Genomic DNA, 19354 nt, shown 5'->3' with positions numbered 1-19354 from the left:
GGCCTAAATCGTGGCCGTCACGATGTTGGTGATAATGGTCGGTGCCGCAAACAGGCCGACCCCGCTGGCAATCCCCAGCACAAAGCCCATGATGCTGCCGCGCACGACACCGGCGACCAGGCCGACGATGACGAACACGATAGCGATGATGCGGCCAAGCAAGCCTTCCACCCAGCCGGTCAGCAAGGTCCAGACGTTGTTGAACTCGGTACCGCCGGCACCGGCCATGGCGTCGGATGCCATCAACATAAAAAATAACGATGCCAGGGCCAGCAAGACCCCGGTTCGAGTGGACGACTTCATTCAAATGACCTCGAGTGTTAAGAAATAGACGGTTGCCCGTCGAATCTCGGAAGATCAATTCCGGCACTTGTTAAGCGGTCGCCCGCTCACTCTCGCAGGGGTTGTGGGACCTGCGGTTAAATGGGTTGTGACCCATCAAGGCAATGGCTTGCCGAGTCGGGATGACGGGTTGTCGTCATCACTGGCGTCAATGGTCGGCCGTTTCTCGGGTAAGCGTTGTTCGACTTGTAAGGGAATCAACGACGAACTGGCTGTCGATGCTGCTTTGCCGATCATCCAACGCCGGGGTTCCAGTTCGGTGTAGACGTAGTTGGACACCATCAAATCTCCGTCGGCATCTTCCCAAGGCGCAATCCAGATGCGCATGACCTGCGATGGGGTACGAATCGGCGTGGGATCGTCGATCTTGGGCACGGGTTGTTGTAACGGCGGTACGAGTGCCGGTTTAGTTAATGATTCCGAACCCTGGCTATTTTCCGGAGGTGTTTCCGAAATCGCTGTATTGGTGACCTGGTAGGCCTGCGTCGTCGACAGACAGCTGGGCTCGTCCGGCATGCCTTTACAGCCGTAGTCGGTGGCGCAGCCGGTGGTGATGGCGATCAGCAGTACACTGAGTCTATAAATAGAAAACTGATGAAAGCGTTTCATGGCTTTTTCTCCGTGGCGTTTGTGTTTTGTGCGTTTGTATCGGGCGTTGTTGCCAGACTGGGCGACCGTTTCGGTTTATCGGCTAACCAATCGGCTAACACCTCGGGTGCGCCACTGTGGGTGCGACCGTCCGGAGCGATCAGAAACGGCACGCCTTTCAAATCGAACAACTTGGCGGTGACGACGGCTTTCTGCAGTGGCTCTTTGTTGCACTGAGCGGGCGGTTCGGTCGGCAAGCCGGCGTAATCCTGTTTCAACAGTCGGTCGCGCACGGCATCTTTGGCTTTGGTATCGCTGGCTCCCAACTGACACGCCAGTTGCACGACGAGGTTTTGCGACTCGGGGCCGAGGATGGGGACCATGACCAGTTTGAAGGTGTACTGGTCTTGCAAGGATTGCAGCTCTTTCATAACTTTGCCGCAATAAGGGCAACGCGGATCGATGAACACCAATACCTGGGCTTTACCGTGGCCGACGGTCACGGCGCCCAAATCGTCGGACTTGAGTTTCATCCGCGACAGGTCGATGCGATTGGCGATTTTGTCGATATCAGCCAATTCCTTGATTTCCTGTTGGGTCCAGATGTCCATCAATTTGCCGCCGTAAAAAGCAAAGCGGCCGTTACTGGAGATAAACAACGTCTGCTCGCCGGACTTGACCATCTTCAGGCCCGAGATCGGCAAGTCCTGCATGCCGTCGATTTTGATCGATAGCAAGCCGGCGGTAATATCCGAGACCGCAGGCTTTTGAGGGTTGGCAGCCAGGGCAATGGATGTACCGAATAGCATGGCCAGTAATAAAGGAATGTGGCGTAGCGTCATAACGACCTTTGGGTTTGGGTTAAAGAATCAGCTCGGCATCTTCAGCTTCAGGGCCGTGCCTTTCTGCACGATGAAGTTGACCTGGCGGGTAGCGTCGACTTCGATGACCGGGTAAATCTCCTCGGCCATGTCCATGTAAAAGTGCGACAGACGCTCCATTGCATAGCCCGCGCCTTTCAAGGCACCGCCTTCCATCGACTGCGAGGAAAAGGCGCTTTGGAACGGTGTGGTGCCGGATAGAGCCCCCAGGCCACCAGTCATCAATACGGGAATTTGGTTACGACCGAAGGCATCGGAAAAGCCGCGTAAAAAGCCTGCCATCATGGATTGAGCGAGTAGGGCACCTTGCTTAGAAACCACGCGACCGCGCACACCGTTTTTGCCGTCTTCGCCGGTGGCATACGCATTCATCGGTACTTCGATCACGCCACCATCCTGACGTACGCAGGAAAAGGTCTCGCCGCGAAAGTAGGCGCGCTCGGCACTCAGGTCGCCGAAGCCCGCGGCCAGCAGAAAGCACTCGCGCACATCGGCGTGGAAACGGTTGGGCAGAATGGCTTCCTTCTTGATCCGGAACAGTACCGGCATGGGTTCTTTCTTGGCTTTTTTGCCAGTAGGGGCATCGAGACCGTTCAACAATACCCCGGTTAAAATACTGCCGGCCGGGATGAAAACATCGCTGCTGGCATGATCGCGGTTCGAACGGCCTCGCTCAGAGTTTGGAGCTGGGTCTTTGTCTTTACCATTGGACTGCTCGGCGCCTTCCCGGATGACACGAATCTGCATCGCCGCCGGCGCTTGGCTATTGGCTCGTCCTCCCGAGACGCCAGTATTGCTGGGTGTCGGTCCAGGAATAGCGGCTTGCTCGAAAACGCGATTGAGATCGTCCTGGCCGTTGTCGAATGGCGTGTTGCTTTGGCGGCGGTTGTAAGGTCTTCCCAGCGTCATAGTCTCTATGGCCGGTTGACTGGCATTGCCTGGGGTGCCGGCCACAATCGGTGTGGAGGCTTTGTTCTTCAACGACTCGACTTCACCGGTGACCGCTTGCAGCTTGGCTTCATAGGCCTCGCGCTCGGCGCTGGTCCATTGTTTGAAGCGGATTTCGTCGGATAGCTGCTCGCGCCGTTGCTGTTCTTCGATGGCGGCCAGCCGGCGGGCTTGTTCCTCATTCTTTTGTAGCAGGTCGCGCAACTGCGCTGAAATGCCGTCGATGCCCAGCGAGCGCGGATCGCTGTCGGTCAGGATGTGTTGGATGGTAGCCTGTTTGCTGAGCGGTTTGCTGACTTCCGGGGTGATGGTGGCCAGCGCGATGATAAGGGCTAACAGCGCGGTACCAATGCCGCCGACGGCCAGATTGCGTTTGGCAACCGGACTCAATCGGAGCCACCAGTTATCGACGCTGGCCATTAGGGCTGTCCTCCGCTCAGTAACGAAGGCCGCAATGTGGACGATGCCTCAGGCGATTGGCGGACCACGACATACAACTCGGTGGCTTCCTGCGGCTTCAACACTACGTTGGGCCAGACCGATACGGCGAGTACGTCTTGTTGTGTCGTTGCACAACTGCGTTCGTCGAATTCGAGCATGTCGCCGCCGGTATTCTTGGCGAGTCCCACCAGAATCAGCCGATCCTGACCTTCCAGTACTTGACCGGTTTTGATCTGCACACGGTCTTGCAGGCAGCGAATCTGTTCCTGCGGCTTGGGTTCGCGTAACGAATAACCCGCTGGGGTCTTTTGCAACCCCAAATCCCGAAACAGCGTTTTCAGTTGGCTGATGTAAGCTTGTTCCTGTTGGCTGGAAGTCCGACTCGCGCTATCGGCGCGCTGCCATTGATTCAGCAACTGATAGCTGTCCTTGTCCAGATCAAGGTGAATTTCCCGTGCCGGAATGCGTTTGGGAATCAGGGTGAGCGACAGCGCGATGTCCTGGTTGTCGCCGGGGGTGATGTATAAGGTCACCGGCGTTTCGTCGGCGGTAGCGACGTAAACGATTTTGTCTTTAGTGCTGGTTGTCGCCTGACTGGTTGTCGTGACCACTGGATGTTCGAACGGCGTGACCAGCCGATTCAAGTGGCCGACCGCAATCGGCATCAGTTCGTTGATGCCGGGTTTAACCGCAATATGCTGGGGACCGATTGATGTGGTTGATGCTGCGTTTGACGCTGCCGCTTGCTGTTTGGCGGCTTTCAAGACGCTGGCATCAACCGGCGGTAACTCAATGCCAAAGTCGGGCTGTGATGGCGATGCGGGTGACTCTTCGGCCACGGTGGTGACCGGTGGTAATATCGTCACCGGTAACTCACCGGCGGCCAAGGCACCATTGGCGAAGCAAAGAAATAACCAGGGGTGCAATAATCGTTTCATGGTTGAGCCTCATGCGGTTGGCCTTGCGTAGATTTCAAACGAGCCAGCGTTCTGGGGGTATCCGGATACACATCGATGTATTCCAATCGGGGCCGATAGTTTTTAATGACGATGATGAATTCGTAAGTACGAGGCTTCACGTCCGGTTTGGAACTGGGACCTTGGCTTTTCAGTTCGCCGCTGACGAAGACTTTATTGGTTTCGGCTTCGTAATCGACATGACGAGGCGTGAAGCTGATTGCCACCCGATCCATCTTGATGGCCTTGATTTGATCGCTCATGGCATCCAGGACACTGCGGTAAATATCCGGCGCCAATAGTGGCTCAACCGCAGTTTTCAGAAAATCGGCATTGGCCGGCGTGGTGTTGCCGAGGAGTTCGGCCAGGAATAAACCCCAGGACTCTTTGAACTCACTGGATGCCTGGCTGCGGGTGACTTCGACTTCCTGGGTCAAGGTCGGCGGCACCAGGATGATGCTACGTTCGGTGCGCCAGGCGGCCAGCGAGGTAGTCACACAAACGACGAGCAATCCAATGATGACGACGCGGCTAAACCGGTTCTCGGTCTCGTGCCCGTCCCAGGTTTGCAGAAACTCCGCCCATTTCATGGCAGAAACTGGCGGATATAAGGATTGGGGATGGTCTGCGCGCGACTGGGCAACAAACCCAGCCAATACAACGCATGTAAGGTGTAACCGTCAGGTCGGTTATCGCGGAAACGCCGGTAAAACTTGACCGCAATCAACCCCAGCGCCAGGCCGGGAATGAACTGGTCGATCAACATGCCGGTGAGCATGCTGACCATGAAGGGTACGATCTCGTCGGCGCTCCACAATAAAATATGGATCGGATCGTCGATCGATTGGGGGATGGCAACGGGTTCCATAATGACCTCCGGTTGGGATGGTCATTATTGTGAAGGGGAATTTGAGAAGGGCTTTTGCAGCTGACGACGAATTTACGCTCAGCTTTAAAAATTGACGGCCGGTTGAGCGATCTACACTTAATCGTCCCTCAGTTTGATCGCGGATGCAAAACTCCAGGAGGCTAAACTTGCTTTAACCGCACCGTCAATCGGCCATTTACAAGCCCAAATCGCTCAAACTGGCATGGTCATCGGGACGCCGGCCCAGCGGCCAGTGAAACAAACGCTGCTCTTCCTTGATCGGCAAATCGTTGATGCTGGCAAAGCGCCGTTGCATGAAACCTTGCGGATTGAATTCCCAGTTCTCGTTGCCGTAACTGCGGAACCACTGGCCGGAATCATCGCGCCATTCGTAGGCAAAACGCACGGCGATGCGGTGGTCGGTAAACGCCCACAATTCCTTGATCAAGCGATAATCCAGTTCCCTGGCCCATTTTCGCTGCAAAAATTCGCGGACTTGTTCGCGGCCTTGCGGAAATTCCGCGCGGTTACGCCAGAGCGTGTCTTCGGTATAGACCAGCACGACGCGGTCCGGGTCGCGCGAGTTCCAGGCGTCTTCGGCCATGCGCACTTTCTGCGCGGCGGTTTCACCGGTAAACGGCGGGACGGGGGCTTTGATTTCTTGGGTCATAGTATTTCTCCGTGATGAAAAGGTGATTGAGTTACGCTTGCCACATACCGGGCATCGCCACATAACCAGGCAATGCGCGAAGGCGTTGGAACCAGGCGATGATGTTGGGGTAGGCGCCGATGTCTAAACCGCCTTCTGGTGCCAGCGCCAAGTAGGGATAGACGGCAATGTCGGTGATGGAAACCGAGTCGCCGACCAGCCAGTCTTGGTTTTGCAGATGGCGGTCGATAATGTCCAGAATCTTGTCGGCGGTTTGCCGGGCTGTTGCCGTATCGATAGGACTCCCGAATTTGTGGTGTACCCGTAGCTTGGCAGGGCCGTGGAAGATTTCATTGGCGGCGGTCGATAGCCAAGCGGCGAACTGCGCAAGTTGATAGGCATCGTCCGGCCACCAAGTTTCACCGCCGTAGCGCTTGGCCAAATAGACCAAAATGGCTTGGCTGTCGCGCACGATCAGACCGTCGTCGTCCAGCACCGGCACCTGGCCGAACGGGTTGCGTTGCAAATGCGCGGCGCCGTGCTGCTCTCCGCCGCGCAAATCTACTGGCTGGGTTTGATAGGGCAAGCCCAGTAAACTGAGCAATAGGCGAACTTTGTGGCAGTTGCCGGATAGCGCCATATCGTAAAGGGTGATCATGCTGGACTCCTTCGGTTAAATGAAACTCTCAAATTGCACCCGTTCGTCGGCGATGCCGAGTTGGCGGGCTGATTGGCGCACGCTTTCGATCAGGCGGGTTGGGCCGCAGACGTAGATGACGGTATCGGCCGTTGCATGACTGAGTATGTTTGGAACGTCCAACCGGGTCGGGGTTTGCGCTTGGCTGAAATAAAACCGGCATCGCTCGGAAAACCATCGTTGCAAGTCTTTGATGAATGCCATTTCCTGCGGCGCTCGACCGGTGTAATGCAGTTGAAATGGCGTACCCCGTGCGGCCAAGGTTTCGGCCATGGCTTTGATGGGGGTGATGCCGATGCCGCCGGCAATCAACAGCGCCGGGCGTTCGTCGTCATGGAGTGGAAAATAGTTTTCCGGAAGATCAGTGTTGATTCTAGTTCCGAGTTGCCAGCCATCATGTAAGGCGCGCGATCCCCCGTCTCCGTCTCCTACCCGCAGCACCGCGATGCGGAAGCAATCCCTTTGGTCCTGTGCATCGGTCAGCGAATAGGCCCGACTGGTGATCGTACCGTCGGGCAGCGCGATCGGCACGCGCAAATGGGCGCCGGCTTGGTAAGTGGGGAATGGCCCGCCATCGGCATGGCGCAATTCGTAGGCGCGAATGCTTGGCGTTAATTGACGAATCCCGCTGATGGTCAAGGGCAATGTGCCATTTCCCAACACGACGGGTGTTTGCGGTGCTGCCGTATAGGTTTGTTGCAGCCGCCGGGTTTGCTCCAACAGTGCTTCGACTTCGCGTTGGCTGTAACGCGGGGTAATGTATTTCGGGCAATTCCAATCGAAGGCCTCGACTCGAATCACGATGCCGCGTTCCACTGGAGCGCGAAAGTCGGGTAATTCCAGCTTGGACAATAATTCCGGCTCGTTAAGTTCGTGGACCACTCGCGCTCGGCCCCAGATTTTCAGACGTTGCCGTCCGGGGTAGTCCATCAGCAACAGGCTCATCCGGTCGTCGCCGCGTAAATTGCCGACCGAAAGGTATTGGCGGTTGCCGCTGAAATCGGCATATCCGATGGTTTGTTCGTCCAACACTTTCAAGAACCCAGCCGGCCCGCCGCGGTGCTGAACGTATGGCCAACCGCTCTGACTCACGGTGGCTTGATAAAAGCTGTCGCGTTCGGTGATGAATGCCTGTTCGAAGTCGCTCAGCGCCACCGTTTCGGCTTCGCCGAGTTCGGCTGCTCGATATGCCGTGCGGCTGCCCATTTCGGCTTGTACCGCTTGTACATCGGGTGTGAAACTGATTTTGGCAAAAGCACGGGCCATAGCCTTTACTCCGGATGAGGTGAAACGTTTAGGGTTACTCTGACATATTCATTAGTCGAGTTGAATAGTCATAATTTGCAATACCTTATTCCATTCAGTGCAAGAATCCGGACTCAAGTTCGTCCCTGAACTTGGTTCGGCATCAGGATTACGCGGCCTGTTTCAGGGTCACTTTCGGGAAGTCAATCTCGACTCGGCTAGCTTTGCCCAAGATATTGGTCAAGATATTCATGCCGACATGCGTAATCACCTCGACGATGTCAGCCTCATTGAAACCGGCGTCACGCATCGCTTGCAGTTCGGTATTGGTCACTTCGCCTTTGTGTTCGACCAGGGCGCGGGCGAATTTGACCGCCACCGCCGCCTTGGCATCCTGGCTGGTACCAGCGCGGTTGGCCTCGATTTCCGCCCCGTTCAAGCCGGCTTTGCGGCCGATGGCGGTATGGGCGGACAGGCAGTACTCACATTGATTCTGCTGCGCCAAGGCCAGCGCGATGCGCTCACGGGTAGTAGCGTCCAGCGAGCCATGGTTGGCGATGTGATGCAAACCGAGGAAAGCTTTCAGCGCATCCGGCGAGTGGGCGAATACCCGTAAGAAATTAGGCACCATACCCAGTTGATCCTGGATGGCTTCAAACAGGGCACGTTGTTCGATGTTGGCTGTTTCGTTGCTGATGGTGGTAATACGGCTCATGATATTTCTCCAAAAAATGAAAGGGGTTTTCGTTTGCCTGAATGAAATTCAACAGGCGGGTACAGTGTGATCTATTGCGAAATAATAAAGAATATCTAAAATATTTAATTAACTATTCCGACAAGTGGAATTAATGATGGACAGATTGCATTTGATGAACGTGTATGTGGCAGTAGTCGAAGCCGAAGGCTTTGCCGGCGGCGCGCGCAAGCTACAAATGTCGCCACCCGCCGTGACGCGGGCAGTAGCGGCTTTGGAGGAGCGATTGGGGGTTAAGTTGCTGAACCGTACCACCCGCTATGTGCGGATGACCGAGGCCGGCCAGAAATATTACGAAGACAGCAAGCGCGTCATCGCCTTGGCCGACGAAGCCGACGATGCGGCGCTGGGCATCAACGCCGAACCGCGTGGCCAACTCACACTGACTGCCTCGGTATTGTTTGGGCGTTTGTTCATCATGCCGGGCATTGTCGAGTATTTACGCCGCTATCCGACGGTGGAAGTCAACGCCTTGTTCGTCGACCGGGTAGTCAACATGCTGGAGGAAGGTGTGGATGTGGCGATACGCATCGGCGATTTGCCCGATTCGTCGTACCGGGCATTGCGGGTGGGTTCGGTTAGGCGGGTAGCGTGTGCCTCGCCGGAGTATCTGGCCGAACATGGCATCCCGCAAACGCCGGAAGATTTAGCCAAGCATCGAATCATCTTGGCGCGCGGCTTGAATCCGAACAATGAAATACGCTTTCAGTACGATGGGCAGGCGCAGACGATCAAATTGCAACCGGTATTGAGTGTCAGTGACAACGATTCGGCAGCCAGCGCCGCCATGGCTGGACTGGGCATTACCCGTTTGCTGAACTATCAAATCGCCGAACCGCTGCGCACCGACCAACTGAAAATCGTGCTGGGCGACTACGAAAGCCCGCCGGTTCCCGTGCATATCCTGCACCGCGAAGGCCGTCATTCCTCTGCCAAAATCCGTTCGTTCGTCGATTTAATGGCTAAAAGGCTGCGGGCAGAATTGGCCTTGAATTGACGAACGGTTGTTAGCTTTTCCGGAACGTTCCGGGCGATACGCCAAAGTGACGTTTAAAGGCTTTGCTGAATGCCGGCACCGACTCGTAACCGCATTTTTCCGCCACGCGCTCCACGGTCATATTCGGCTCCATTAACCAGTGAGCAGCGATTTGCAAGCGCCATAGTGTCAGATAACCGATGGGCGAATGGCCGATCAAGGCAGCAAATTTCTCCGATAACACCGACTTGGAAACGCCGGCCTTGGCGCATAGTTCGCTGAGCGTCCAGGCATGCCATGGAGACTCATGGATCAGGGTCAACGCATTGGCCAGGCGTTTGTCCTGCATGGCGGCAAACACGCCCTCGCGCACCAAATCTTGCTCGATGCAATGACGAATCGCCAAGACGAATAAACTATCGCATAAGCGCTCCACGACTGAATCACTGCCGAAACGCGGCGCCGAGGTTTCGCCAATCACCAATTCGAGTAACCGCGTCAGAATCATTCCAGCTTGGCTTTGCCGGATCACGATTTCGGCAGGCAGCGCTTGCCACAACAGGGATTTTGGGGCAGCCAGTTGGATTTCGCCGCACACGAAACCCACGTCACCTGCAGCCCACGGGGTCATTCGGGTGTCGCAATCGTTATCCGGTAAATCCTCGGCGCTATACGACAGAAAATGCCGCGCGGCATGCGGCAAAAACAGAATCAAATCGCCGGTATCCAGTGGCAATGGCTCAGGCCAGCGCGGCGAGTGGACAAAGCCGCGTCCCTTGCTGACCAAGTGAAACCATACCGAGGTGTCCGAGTTATGGTCCATCAACCAACGCCCGCACACCCCACCGGAATAGACCAATTTGGCGTGCAGATTCAATCCATTAATCAACGGGGTCAAGGCATCCATCGTTTACTCCCGGAATATCGGACAAGTACGCCGGAAGTGTGCGCATGGGATGAAGCAATGGTTTTTCTTAACCTATCCCCGTCGAAACGAATTCGCATCGGCATTACACCTCATGTTTTTAAATTAAAGGAGAGACAGCATGTCCCAATTCAAAATACATTCTATCCAGACAGCGCCTGCCATTGCACAACCACTGCTGGAAGGATCATTAAAAAAATACGGCTTCGTGCCCAACCTGCACGGCGGTTTGGCCGAAGCGCCGGCGGCTTTGAAGTCTTACATCGAATTGACGGCCTTGTTTGATCAGACATCGTTTAGCCCGACCGAACAGCAAGTCATTTTGCTGGCTATCAGCGTCGAAAACCATTGCACCTACTGTGTTGCCGCGCACTCGATGATCGCCAAACACATGGCCAAGGCCGATCCGGCGATCGTCGAAGCCCTGCGCAACGGCAAACCGCTATCGGATGCCAAATTGGACGCTCTGGCCAGTTTTAGCCGCGCAGTGGTGAAAAACCGCGGCGTAGTTTGCGGGCAAACCCTGGACAAATTTATCACGGCAGGCTACAGCCGGGCGCAGGTATTGGAAGTGTTGCTGGGCGTGGCGTTCAAAACCTTGAGCAATTACACCAACCATATTATCCATGCTCCGCTGGATACCGCTTTTCAGGCCGAAGCCTGGGAAGAGCCCGCGCAATGCAGCAGTCGGCAGTGCGCTTGATTGTTTGACTTATAAATAGGTAAACACCATGAAAGTAAAACAAACCGCAGTGGTTTTATTGGAACTGCAAAACGACTTTCTAACTGAAGGCGGCAAACTATACCCGTTATTGAAGCCGGTATTGGAAACCTACGATGTCAAAGCCAACCAAAACGAGTTAATCCGGGCGGCACGGGCTAGCGGTATGCTGATCGTGCATGTGCCTATCAGCTTTTCGACCGATTATCGGGAAATGGGCGATGCGCCATACGGTATTCTGCAAGCGGTAAAAAATGCCGGTGCCTTGATCAAGGATACTTGGGGCAGCGCGATTGCCGACGGTGTCGATATTCAAGCCGACGATATTGTCGTTGAGGGTAAATCAGGCATCGATGCCTTCGCCGGCACGCATCTGGATTTCGTTTTACGATCGCACGGCATTACCGCCATTGCCCTGGCTGGACAACTAACCAATATTTGTATCGAATCCACGATGCGCGCCGCTTACGACAAAGGGTATCGCGTGTTCGGGATTACCGATGCCAGTGCCACTATCGGCTTAGAGCAGTACGACGCTTCCATCGAACACAACTGGCCAATGTTCAGCGAGCCGATGACCCATAACGTATTCCTGGATCGAGCGGCAGCATAAGCGCATGCCAGGATGCGTCACTTCTTTCGCGTTGGCGCATCTTAGTTTTTTTATACCTAAACATTAAATCAGGAGTAACACCATGCCACTTGTACAAATCAAAGGCATCAGCGGCTATTTGTCGCTACAACAAAAACAGGACATCATCAGCAAAGTCACTGATGCTATCGTGTCGGTGGAAGGCGAAGGTCTGCGTCCGGTCACTTGGGTATTGATCGAAGATGTCGCTTCAGGCGAATGGGGTGTCGGCGGGCAACCGGTCACTACCGACGATCTACGGTCAATGAGGGTTGGTAACCCGTAAATTCAGGGTTTTGAGTGCGGCGGAGTCTTCGCCGCCTCAGCCGTTTGCCAACTCTAAATAGCGCTGCCAGTCCTGATAGGTATCCACGTCCCATTGACTATCCAGTTCGTAAACCTTCAAGTCCAAGGCGTTGGCTCGGCGGCGGGTGACCGACATAACCTGGTCATGCCCCCAGGTCATGTCGCTAAACAGTCTCGGTTTTAACTCGTTTAAGCCGATCATGACGTAACCGCCATCGTCGGCCGGTGCGATGACTGCGTCATGCTCTGCGTGTAACTTTACCAATGCTTGATGTAAATCATCGACGCTAAGACTGGGGCAGTCGCAACCCATCAGCACGGCGTGTTGGTATCGGCCCAAGGCATCATCGAAGGCGTGCTGCATGCGTTCGCCCAAATCGTCGCCCTGCTGTGACTTTAGGGTAAGCGGATAGCGGTGCGCGCAATCCTGAAAATAGTCATGGCTGGTATCCGGTGCGCAATGCAGTTCGACCGGACACAACGGCTGTCGAAAGGCCCGATCTAGCGTCATAGTGGTTAGCTGCCGATGGGCTTGCGCGGCTTGTTCCGCAGTCAATGCCGGTTGCAACCGGGTTTTGACCTGACCGGGAACCGGCGCTTTGCAAAAAATCAGCAGTACGCATTCGGTGAATGGATAGGTCATGGTTCAACGCTTGCGCAACGGTCGAAACGGCATGGCTAATAACTGCAAGAAAGCCAACTCTTGTCGGTCGCGAAACCCGTTCAAGCCAATAGCCATCGCGGTTTGCGGTTGCTGTGATCGATGGCGGTAGGTCTTGAACAGACGGTCCCAACACGACAAGGAAAAGCCGTAATTGCTGTCTGTTTCCTGTTGCCGGGCGGAATGATGAATCCGGTGCATGTCCGGCGTGACCAATAGATAACGCAGTATCCGCTCGGCCAGCGGCGGCAGGCTGACATTGCCGTGATTGAACAGCGCGCAGCCATTCAGGATGATTTCGAACGCGATGACGGCCAGCGGGGCGGCGCCGAGTATAATCACCAGCAAAACTTTGTAAGCCATGGACAGCATGATCTCTAAGGGATGAAAGCGCACCGCGGTGGTGGTATCGAAATCAAGGTCGCTGTGATGCACCTGATGCAGACGCCAGAACCATTGCCAACGATGGGCCGCGACATGCTGCGCGTAAATCGCCAAATCCAGTAACAGCAGGCTGAGCGAAATGTTCAGCCAATCGGCTACGGGCAGGTTGTTGAACAGGCCAAGCTGTTGTTCCACTGCCCAGTTCGCGGCCAACCAGGCCGCCGCGCCGATGCTGATGCGCATCACACCGACATTCAATGCCGCCAAACCGAGATTGATAGCCCAGCGCTGGCTGCGCGGGAGGCTCAAATGCCGGGTAGGACTTAGCGCTTCCCAAATCGCCATCAACAACAAAATGCCGATAAACAGGCCAAAGCGCAGTATGACTTCCATCATCGTCTCCCGTAATAACGCATGGCCAGATCATCGGGATCGGCACCGAAAAAGTACATTAAGCGCAGTCGCCACATCAGCAGGATGGTTTTCAATATACCGTGCTGTTGCCAGCGCCGTGCCGAAGTTTGCACGTTGGCGTTTAAACAACAGGGTTTACCAAGTTTTTTAAGCTTGCTGCTGATGGCAATATCTTCCATCAACGCCATCGCCGGAAAGCCGCCCACCGTTGCAAATACTTGCCGAGTCATGAACAACGCTTGGTCGCCGGTGGCAATGCCGGTCAGTCGCGAGCGCTGATTCATCATGAAGGCTATCAGTTTGAAGATGGGCTTGGGGTTGTCGAATGCCGCATCGAAACGTCCCCAGTGGAAACCTTCGGCCACGGCCTGGCTTATCAAATCAATCGCATTATCCGGCAATCGGGTATCGGCATGTAAAAACAGCAGAATCTCCGCCTCAGCTTGTAAAGCACCCACATTCATTTGGATGGCCCGACCGCGAGCAGCGAGTATGATCTTATCGACCAGAGATTTCGCAATCTCCGGGCTGTCATCATGACTGCCGCCGTCAACTAGTGCTTAATTCCGTAAGTTAGCGATAGTATTTCGTAATTGCGCACCGCGGACCTCGCGTTTCCGCCATCGAAAAGGTGTAGCCGTTGGATTGTAAGCGGCAATAAAGTCTTCAATCGCTTGCCGCAGGGCTGCGATGTTTTGGAAACTGGCGCCGCGTAAAGCTTTGCGCGACAGGATGCCAAACCAGATTTCCACCTGATTCAGCCAACTGGCTGAGGTGGGCGTAAAGTGGAAATGGACATTGGGATGCTGAGCCAGCCAGGCGTCGCATTTTTTGTGGGTACAGTAATTGTCCAGAATCACATGCAACTCTTGGCCAGCCGGCGTCTCGGCAACAATCGTGTCCATGAACCCGAGAAAATCTTCACGCCGCTTCGTTTCGGTTATCTGGGCGATGATGTTACCGGTTGCGACCTGCAGAGCTGCAAACAAATTCAGTGTCCCATGACGCTTATAGGTGCTCTGGAATCCGCGCGCGATCTTGCCACTGTCGGTTTCAACGTACCCGGTCATTCGTTCCAGCGCTTGGATACTGGGTTTTTCGTCGACACTGATGACTAAGGCATTCTCGGGCGGACTCAAATACAAGCCAACAATGTCCGCCGCCTTTACCGCAAATTCTTTGTCGGTACTGACGCACCAGGAGCGTTGTCGTTGCAGACAAATCCCTTCCTTGCGGAGCACGCGCCAAACCGCGTAAACCGAACTATCCAGGGCCTGAGCTACAGCGGGACCATCCCAGACGGCTTGTCCCTTTGGCGGTGGTAGCTCAAGGATTGCCAAGACACGCTGTCGAAAATGCTCATCATACGTCTTCGGTGCGCCCGGCCGAGGTTCGTCTGACAGCCCCAAAAGCCCTTGAGTCATGAAACGGTTTCGTCACTTGATGACTGTATTGGCCCGCATTCGGCATTGCGCTGCAACCGCTTGGACTTGCGCGCCATCCAGGCAGCCCAGAATCATCCGGGCTCGCTCGACTACTCGAGCTTCTTCCGTACGGCTCGCTGCGCGTCGCTCTAACTCTGCCCGCACGTCCGCGGAACACTCAATTTTTGGGGCTACTCGTGACATCCCTACAAGATTACATTATTAGCGCTTAATAACGCAACTAAGCACTAGCACAAGTTGGCAACGGTCACGAAGTCCCTGCAAAGCCTGTAGTTCGCCGGCGAGATGTCCGGCTTCGTTGAGTACCGGGATGATGATGCTAATTGGGTAAGTCATGTTTGAAACTTGTCTCTCAAGCGTTGCGCCGCCAGGCGTGATAACGGCCCAGCCATTCCAGTACGCGCTGGGGCGCGTGATTGTGCTTCCAGACACCCGCTGCATATTTATTGGCTTCCGCCAGGGTGGGATAGATGTGAATGGTGCCGAGGATTTTATTCAAGCCGATACCGTGTTTCATCGCCAGCACGAATTCGGCGATTAAGTCGCCGGCATGTTCGCCGACGATGGTCACGCCAAGAATCTTGTCCTTGCCCGGCACGGTCAGCACTTTGACGAAACCATGGGCTTCGCCGTCGGCAATCGCCCGATCCAGATCGTCAATGCCATAGCTAGACACTTCGTAAGCGATATTCTGTGCTTGCGCATCCTGCTCGTTCAAACCGACGCGGGCCACTTCCGGGTCGGTGAAGGTCGACCAGGGAATCACCGAATAATCAGTGCGAAACTTCTTGAATTGCCCAAACAAGGCGTTGACCGCCGCATACCAGGCCTGATGCGCGGCGGTATGGGTGAACTGATAGGGGCCGGCTACATCGCCCACCGCGAAAATATTCGGATAATTGGTTTGCTGAAATGGGTTGGTCTCCAGTGTATTGCGCGGCGACAAGGCAATGCCCAATTCTTCGACACCGTAGCCTTTAATGTTGGCGGCGCGGCCGATGGCCACCAGTAATTGGTCGAAGGCAATTTTGACCGTTTGTCCGTCGTGCTCGGCCAGCAAAATATTTTCGCCATTTTCGATGATGAATGCCTTGGCGGTATGGTTGACTCGTACGTCCACGCCTTCCCGGCGAAACCGCGCTTCTACCAGCCCGGATACCTCACTATCTTCCCGCGCCATGATACGTGGCGCCATCTCCACCTGCGTGACTTGGCTGCCCAGGCGGGCGAAGGTTTGCGTCAATTCGCAGCCTATCGGCCCGCCGCCCAGTACCAGCAAGCGTTTGGGCTGCTCGCGCAGCTGCCAGACGCTGTCTGAGGTCAGATAGTCGATTTGCTCGATACCGGGAATCGGCGGCACGAACGGCCGAGCGCCGGCGGCAATCACGATCGAGCGCGTGGTCAGCGTTTTTTTTCCGCCTTCAGGCGTACTGACTTCGACTTCCCAGGGCGAAACGATTCTGGCGTTGCCCTGGATCACCTTGACGCCCAGTTCCGTGTAACGCTCCACCGAATCGTGTGGTTCAACCGTTTTGATCACCTGTTGAACCCGTTCCATCACCTCGGCAAAATCGAAATCGGCGGAGGCTGTGGCAATGCCGAATTCCGGCGCGCGTTGAATATGGGAGAGAAGCTTGGCCGAGCGAATCAAGGCCTTGGACGGCACGCAGCCGGTGTTCAGGCAATCGCCACCCATCTTGTGCTTTTCGATCAACGTGACTTTGGCTTTCAAGGCGGCGGCGATATAGGCACTCACCAGACCGCCGGCGCCGGCGCCGATTACGATCAGGTTGTTGTCGAAGCGTTTGGGCGTTTGCCAACCCGCATAGATTTTGCGCGCTTGCCAAACCGCCAACAGCTTTTTGGTCAGCAGTGGGAATAGCCCAAGCAAGGCGAACGACGCCAATAGCCCTGGCGACAGTATCCCTGACAGCGAGTCGATTTTCGCCAATTGGGTGCCGGCATTGACGTAAACCACGGTGCCGGCCAGCATGCCGATTTGGCTGATCCAGTAGAAAGTCCAGGTTTTCATCGGCGTCAATCCCATGGCCAGATTGATCAGAAAAAACGGGAACAGCGGCACCAAACGCAAGGTAAACAGATAGTAGGCGCCATCGCGCTGCAAACCGGCATTGATGGTCTGTAAACGCTGGCCGAACCGTGCTCTGACCCAATCGCGCAGTAGAAATCGTGCCGCCAAAAATGCCAGGGTCGCGCCGATGCTGGAGGCGAACGAGACGATCAGCGTACCCCAGAGCAAACCGAACACTGCGCCGCCGGCGAGCGTCAGTATCGTCGCTCCCGGTAATGACAACGCAATAACCGCAATATACAACATGGCATACAGTGCCGCCGTCAGCAATGGGTGAACCTGTCGGTAATAAGCAATGCCGGTCTGCCGGGTTTTTAAATTTTCCAGCGTCAAATAGTGCTGCAAATCCAGGGTTAAAAACGTCGCCATCAATGCGGCAATGCCCAGCATTAACAAAAGTCTGGATGTTTTCATGCCGATCTACCAATTCTGAGTGGGCTAGGCTTCGGAGGGTGTTTGCAAGTTGTCAGGCTAAACATCAGTGTTCCTTAAATACTATTGGGCTTGCCTGTTAGTCGTGTTTGCCGGTCATTCCTGACAAAAATCTCAACAAATTGAATTTAACAGGCTGAATAAATATCTTCACGAGTTAGTAGGCACCGTATCGGGCAGACGGTGTTGTAAGGGGAATTTGTATTCGGTTAATGCAATACCTACACTATGTGACGTCTACCTTATATTTTGTAACTCATTATGCGCCTTCCGCCCAAACACCAGCGCAATGTTCTCAAAATCGGTGAATTGGCCGAAGAGCTCGGCACTACACCAAGAACGATTCGCCTGTACGAGGAACTAGGACTGATCGCCCCCGACCGCACCGAGGGCGGCACACGTCTTTATGCTCGGAAAGATTTGAAACGTATGGCTATCGCGTTGCAGCTTGGTCGTGTCGGCATCGAACTGGACTCGGTTCAAAAGCTCGCTCAAACCCGGCAGAAATGTGCTTCCGGCAAAGAAGCATCGGCCGCGATGCAGCCGCTCCTGCATGATTTGCGTAAAAGAATTCGGGGATTGCTGGAAGATTTGCAGGAACTGGACAGTGATCTGGAGCGTGCGGATATGCTGATCCGCCAATGCGTAAATTGTCAAAATCGCCCCAATCGCCAGGATTGCCCGGAGTGTCCGGTCAACAAAAACGTTGATTTGACCAATATTGGTCGCCTGGTTTGGGATCCGAGTTGTCCATGACCGAGTTGTCGAGCCATTTCAAATATTACGTTAATGTAATTTATTGCTGTAGGGCGTAATCCGAAGGAGCTCAATTGTCATAGCCTTATTACGGCGTATGCATTTGTTTAACATTCGTTGCATTACCCGTTAGACATTGCGAGTTGTGGCCCGTTCGAACCCGCATTCAGTAATTCAACACCTTAGCAGCCATTTCCGTGCCGATGACGCGGGCTTTGATTTTGGCGAATGCCGTGTCCCGCCCGGTTGATGTGTCGTCTTCGAAAGGCGAAAAGCCGCAGTCGTCGGTGGTGCCGAGCTGATTTAGCGGGATGTATTCGGCTGCGCGCAATACACGATCTCGCACCAATTCCGGTTCTTCCACGTTGGGATTCAGCACGTCGATAACGCCGACAAACACTCGTTGGTCGGGACGAATATTGTCCTTGATGATAGCCAACACGCGCTCTGGCTCTTTTTCGTTAGCCATCTGCATGTAGAAATTACCGGCGTTGAGCTGGAACAAATTCGGTAGCAGCTCGGCGTAATCGACATCGGCGCTGTGGGTGGAATCATGGTCGCCGCCGGGACAGGTATGCACGCCGATGCGTTGGCGTTGTTCCGGGGTAAAGTGTGCCAATACCCGGTTGTTCAGGTCGATAAACTGCCGCAGCAATTGCTTGGATGGATCGAGTTTGACCGACAATCGCCCTTCGGTGAAATCGATTTGCACATGGTGTGCGCCTTGGTCCAAACAGCCGCGAATATCCGCTACCGTTTCCTTGACCAAGTCATCGATGAACGCTTCTCGTGAGTAACCGGTTATGCCTTCTGGCGGATAAAGCAGGCTCAAGGCGGAAGCCGAAATCACCGCCTGTTTGAGCGGGCGCGTGGTATAGCGTTTGGCGGCCTGCACAAATGCGCCGGCATAGACGCCGTAGCGAAATGGTCCCGTGGTTAATCGGGGTAATTGCCTGGTATGGCCATCGGCAAATGGAATCACGATGCCGTCTTCGGCGATATTGTGTAAACCTAGCAACGGGTAGGTGGCGAAGCTGGACTTGGTCTGTTCGCCATCGGAGATCACCGGTGATCCGGTGTCTGCAAAACGTTGTAAAGTGTCGCGTACCGCTTCGTCGTAGCAGGCATCGAGTCGTTGTTGCGATAGTCGGCCCGCGCGAAATTCCCGCAGTGCTTCCAGCAATTGCGGCGGACGGGGAATACTGCCAATAGATTCGGTGGGTATGGACATGTGGCGTTCCT

General features: G+C 54.9%; 21 protein-coding genes and 2 pseudogenes. 5 read left to right on the top strand and 18 right to left on the bottom strand.

The features are described 5' to 3' along the window. Positions 1 to 3 precede the first annotated feature (3 nt). The 11 genes from traA to JL719_RS12990 all read right to left on the bottom strand — a co-directional run bounded on the left by traA (position 4) and on the right by JL719_RS12990 (position 8330). Positions 4 to 303, bottom strand: a complete 300-nt coding sequence (gene traA / locus JL719_RS13040) for a TraA family conjugative transfer protein (protein ID WP_033159627.1) — start codon at positions 301 to 303, stop codon at positions 4 to 6. Positions 304 to 438: 135 nt separating this feature from the next. After that, positions 439 to 951, bottom strand: a complete 513-nt coding sequence (locus tag JL719_RS13035; protein ID WP_033159626.1) for a TraV family lipoprotein — start codon at positions 949 to 951, stop codon at positions 439 to 441. After that, positions 948 to 1772, bottom strand: a complete 825-nt coding sequence (locus tag JL719_RS13030) for a DsbC family protein (RefSeq protein WP_129871403.1) — start codon at positions 1770 to 1772, stop codon at positions 948 to 950. The genes JL719_RS13035 and JL719_RS13030 overlap by 4 nt, the downstream gene beginning before the upstream one ends. Before the next feature lie 27 nt (positions 1773 to 1799). Beyond that, entirely contained in the window at positions 1800 to 3179 is a 1380-nt protein-coding gene (locus JL719_RS13025; protein WP_129871402.1) for a TraB/VirB10 family protein, read from the bottom strand. Then, positions 3179 to 4138 carry a type-F conjugative transfer system secretin TraK gene (locus tag JL719_RS13020; RefSeq protein WP_051670523.1) on the bottom strand — a complete coding sequence of 320 codons (960 nt, stop codon included), beginning with the start codon at positions 4136 to 4138 and terminating at the stop codon, positions 3179 to 3181. Before JL719_RS13020 ends, JL719_RS13025 begins: the two co-directional genes overlap by 1 nt. Beyond that, a complete protein-coding gene (locus JL719_RS13015; protein ID WP_033159425.1) occupies positions 4135 to 4746 on the bottom strand; it encodes a TraE/TraK family type IV conjugative transfer system protein in 612 nt (203 codons plus the stop codon). The genes JL719_RS13020 and JL719_RS13015 overlap by 4 nt, the downstream gene beginning before the upstream one ends. Next, positions 4743 to 5024, bottom strand: a complete 282-nt coding sequence (gene traL, locus JL719_RS13010) for a type IV conjugative transfer system protein TraL (RefSeq protein ID WP_033159426.1) — start codon at positions 5022 to 5024, stop codon at positions 4743 to 4745. Before traL ends, JL719_RS13015 begins: the two co-directional genes overlap by 4 nt. A 196-nt stretch (positions 5025 to 5220) precedes the next feature. After that, a complete protein-coding gene (locus JL719_RS13005) occupies positions 5221 to 5694 on the bottom strand; it encodes a nuclear transport factor 2 family protein (RefSeq protein WP_033159427.1) in 474 nt (157 codons plus the stop codon). 31 nt (positions 5695 to 5725) lie between these two features. Further along, a complete protein-coding gene (locus JL719_RS13000) occupies positions 5726 to 6331 on the bottom strand; it encodes a glutathione S-transferase family protein (protein WP_033159428.1) in 606 nt (201 codons plus the stop codon). A 15-nt stretch (positions 6332 to 6346) separates the two neighbouring features. Continuing rightward, positions 6347 to 7636, bottom strand: coding sequence for a pyridoxamine 5'-phosphate oxidase family protein (locus JL719_RS12995; protein ID WP_033159429.1), 1290 nt, complete (start codon positions 7634 to 7636; stop codon positions 6347 to 6349). A 148-nt stretch (positions 7637 to 7784) separates the two neighbouring features. Next, positions 7785 to 8330 carry a carboxymuconolactone decarboxylase family protein gene (locus JL719_RS12990; protein WP_033159430.1) on the bottom strand — a complete coding sequence of 182 codons (546 nt, stop codon included), beginning with the start codon at positions 8328 to 8330 and terminating at the stop codon, positions 7785 to 7787. Between the two features lie 136 nt (positions 8331 to 8466). Between JL719_RS12990 and JL719_RS12985 the strand changes: the two genes are divergently transcribed. Next, positions 8467 to 9366 (top strand): LysR family transcriptional regulator, encoded by a 900-nt coding sequence (locus JL719_RS12985; protein WP_033159431.1) that lies wholly within the window; start codon positions 8467 to 8469, stop codon positions 9364 to 9366. A 10-nt stretch (positions 9367 to 9376) separates the two neighbouring features. On the opposite strand, the gene JL719_RS12980 is transcribed toward JL719_RS12985, so the two are convergent. Continuing rightward, positions 9377 to 10252 (bottom strand): helix-turn-helix transcriptional regulator, encoded by an 876-nt coding sequence (locus JL719_RS12980; protein WP_033159432.1) that lies wholly within the window; start codon positions 10250 to 10252, stop codon positions 9377 to 9379. Between the two features lie 139 nt (positions 10253 to 10391). Between JL719_RS12980 and JL719_RS12975 the strand changes: the two genes are divergently transcribed. The 3 genes from JL719_RS12975 to JL719_RS12965 all read left to right on the top strand — a co-directional run bounded on the left by JL719_RS12975 (position 10392) and on the right by JL719_RS12965 (position 11908). After that, entirely contained in the window at positions 10392 to 10973 is a 582-nt protein-coding gene (locus JL719_RS12975) for a carboxymuconolactone decarboxylase family protein (RefSeq protein ID WP_033159433.1), read from the top strand. Between the two features lie 28 nt (positions 10974 to 11001). After that, positions 11002 to 11604, top strand: coding sequence for a cysteine hydrolase family protein (locus JL719_RS12970; protein WP_033159434.1), 603 nt, complete (start codon positions 11002 to 11004; stop codon positions 11602 to 11604). Between the two features lie 82 nt (positions 11605 to 11686). Continuing rightward, a complete protein-coding gene (locus JL719_RS12965; protein WP_033159435.1) occupies positions 11687 to 11908 on the top strand; it encodes a tautomerase family protein in 222 nt (73 codons plus the stop codon). A 36-nt stretch (positions 11909 to 11944) separates the two neighbouring features. On the opposite strand, the gene JL719_RS12960 is transcribed toward JL719_RS12965, so the two are convergent. The 5 genes and pseudogenes from JL719_RS12960 to JL719_RS12940 all read right to left on the bottom strand — a co-directional run bounded on the left by JL719_RS12960 (position 11945) and on the right by JL719_RS12940 (position 17338). After that, positions 11945 to 12571, bottom strand: coding sequence for a TIGR04282 family arsenosugar biosynthesis glycosyltransferase (locus JL719_RS12960; protein ID WP_033159436.1), 627 nt, complete (start codon positions 12569 to 12571; stop codon positions 11945 to 11947). A gap of 3 nt (positions 12572 to 12574) precedes the next feature. Then, positions 12575 to 13366, bottom strand: coding sequence for a sterol desaturase family protein (locus tag JL719_RS12955; protein WP_033159437.1), 792 nt, complete (start codon positions 13364 to 13366; stop codon positions 12575 to 12577). Further along, a pseudogene (locus tag JL719_RS12950) lies at positions 13366 to 13932 on the bottom strand (TIGR04283 family arsenosugar biosynthesis glycosyltransferase); the annotation flags it as partial. The gene JL719_RS12955 and the pseudogene JL719_RS12950, both read right to left, overlap by 1 nt. 15 nt (positions 13933 to 13947) lie before the next feature. Continuing rightward, a pseudogene (locus JL719_RS12945) lies at positions 13948 to 15015 on the bottom strand (IS630 family transposase). Positions 15016 to 15184: 169 nt separating this feature from the next. Then, on the bottom strand, positions 15185 to 17338 hold the full coding sequence (locus JL719_RS12940; protein ID WP_033159438.1) for a dihydrolipoyl dehydrogenase family protein: 2154 nt from the start codon (positions 17336 to 17338) through the stop codon (positions 15185 to 15187). Positions 17339 to 17617: 279 nt separating this feature from the next. Between JL719_RS12940 and JL719_RS12935 the strand changes: the two genes are divergently transcribed. Continuing rightward, positions 17618 to 18112, top strand: a complete 495-nt coding sequence (locus JL719_RS12935) for a MerR family transcriptional regulator (RefSeq protein ID WP_051670526.1) — start codon at positions 17618 to 17620, stop codon at positions 18110 to 18112. Positions 18113 to 18278: 166 nt separating this feature from the next. On the opposite strand, the gene JL719_RS12930 is transcribed toward JL719_RS12935, so the two are convergent. After that, complete coding sequence (locus JL719_RS12930) at positions 18279 to 19343, bottom strand: cobalamin-independent methionine synthase II family protein (protein ID WP_033159439.1); 1065 nt, start codon at positions 19341 to 19343, stop codon at positions 18279 to 18281. Positions 19344 to 19354: the final 11 nt, after the last annotated feature.

Origin of the sequence: Methylomonas sp. LW13 (assembly GCF_016865255.1) — a bacterium.
In the GTDB taxonomy this organism is placed as follows: Bacteria; Pseudomonadota; Gammaproteobacteria; order Methylococcales; family Methylomonadaceae; genus Methylomonas.
Note: the sequence above shows the minus strand (reverse complement) of the source record. Positions and strands in the feature narration are given on the sequence as shown.

Coding starts and splice junctions, on each gene's coding strand:
- traL (WP_033159426.1), bottom strand. CDS start 5,024: ATGGAACCCGTTGCCATCCCCCAATCGATCGACGATCCGATCCATATT.
- JL719_RS13015 (WP_033159425.1), bottom strand. CDS start 4,746: ATGAAATGGGCGGAGTTTCTGCAAACCTGGGACGGGCACGAGACCGAG.
- JL719_RS13020 (WP_051670523.1), bottom strand. CDS start 4,138: ATGAAACGATTATTGCACCCCTGGTTATTTCTTTGCTTCGCCAATGGT.
- JL719_RS12960 (WP_033159436.1), bottom strand. CDS start 12,571: ATGACCTATCCATTCACCGAATGCGTACTGCTGATTTTTTGCAAAGCG.
- traA (WP_033159627.1), bottom strand. CDS start 303: ATGAAGTCGTCCACTCGAACCGGGGTCTTGCTGGCCCTGGCATCGTTA.
- JL719_RS12935 (WP_051670526.1), top strand. CDS start 17,618: ATGCGCCTTCCGCCCAAACACCAGCGCAATGTTCTCAAAATCGGTGAA.
- JL719_RS12970 (WP_033159434.1), top strand. CDS start 11,002: ATGAAAGTAAAACAAACCGCAGTGGTTTTATTGGAACTGCAAAACGAC.
- JL719_RS12930 (WP_033159439.1), bottom strand. CDS start 19,343: ATGTCCATACCCACCGAATCTATTGGCAGTATTCCCCGTCCGCCGCAA.
- JL719_RS13005 (WP_033159427.1), bottom strand. CDS start 5,694: ATGACCCAAGAAATCAAAGCCCCCGTCCCGCCGTTTACCGGTGAAACC.
- JL719_RS12990 (WP_033159430.1), bottom strand. CDS start 8,330: ATGAGCCGTATTACCACCATCAGCAACGAAACAGCCAACATCGAACAA.
- JL719_RS12985 (WP_033159431.1), top strand. CDS start 8,467: ATGGACAGATTGCATTTGATGAACGTGTATGTGGCAGTAGTCGAAGCC.
- JL719_RS13035 (WP_033159626.1), bottom strand. CDS start 951: ATGAAACGCTTTCATCAGTTTTCTATTTATAGACTCAGTGTACTGCTG.
- JL719_RS12975 (WP_033159433.1), top strand. CDS start 10,392: ATGTCCCAATTCAAAATACATTCTATCCAGACAGCGCCTGCCATTGCA.
- JL719_RS13000 (WP_033159428.1), bottom strand. CDS start 6,331: ATGATCACCCTTTACGATATGGCGCTATCCGGCAACTGCCACAAAGTT.
- JL719_RS13030 (WP_129871403.1), bottom strand. CDS start 1,772: ATGACGCTACGCCACATTCCTTTATTACTGGCCATGCTATTCGGTACA.
- JL719_RS12995 (WP_033159429.1), bottom strand. CDS start 7,636: ATGGCCCGTGCTTTTGCCAAAATCAGTTTCACACCCGATGTACAAGCG.
- JL719_RS12940 (WP_033159438.1), bottom strand. CDS start 17,338: ATGAAAACATCCAGACTTTTGTTAATGCTGGGCATTGCCGCATTGATG.
- JL719_RS12955 (WP_033159437.1), bottom strand. CDS start 13,366: ATGGAAGTCATACTGCGCTTTGGCCTGTTTATCGGCATTTTGTTGTTG.
- JL719_RS13025 (WP_129871402.1), bottom strand. CDS start 3,179: ATGGCCAGCGTCGATAACTGGTGGCTCCGATTGAGTCCGGTTGCCAAA.
- JL719_RS12965 (WP_033159435.1), top strand. CDS start 11,687: ATGCCACTTGTACAAATCAAAGGCATCAGCGGCTATTTGTCGCTACAA.
- JL719_RS12980 (WP_033159432.1), bottom strand. CDS start 10,252: ATGGATGCCTTGACCCCGTTGATTAATGGATTGAATCTGCACGCCAAA.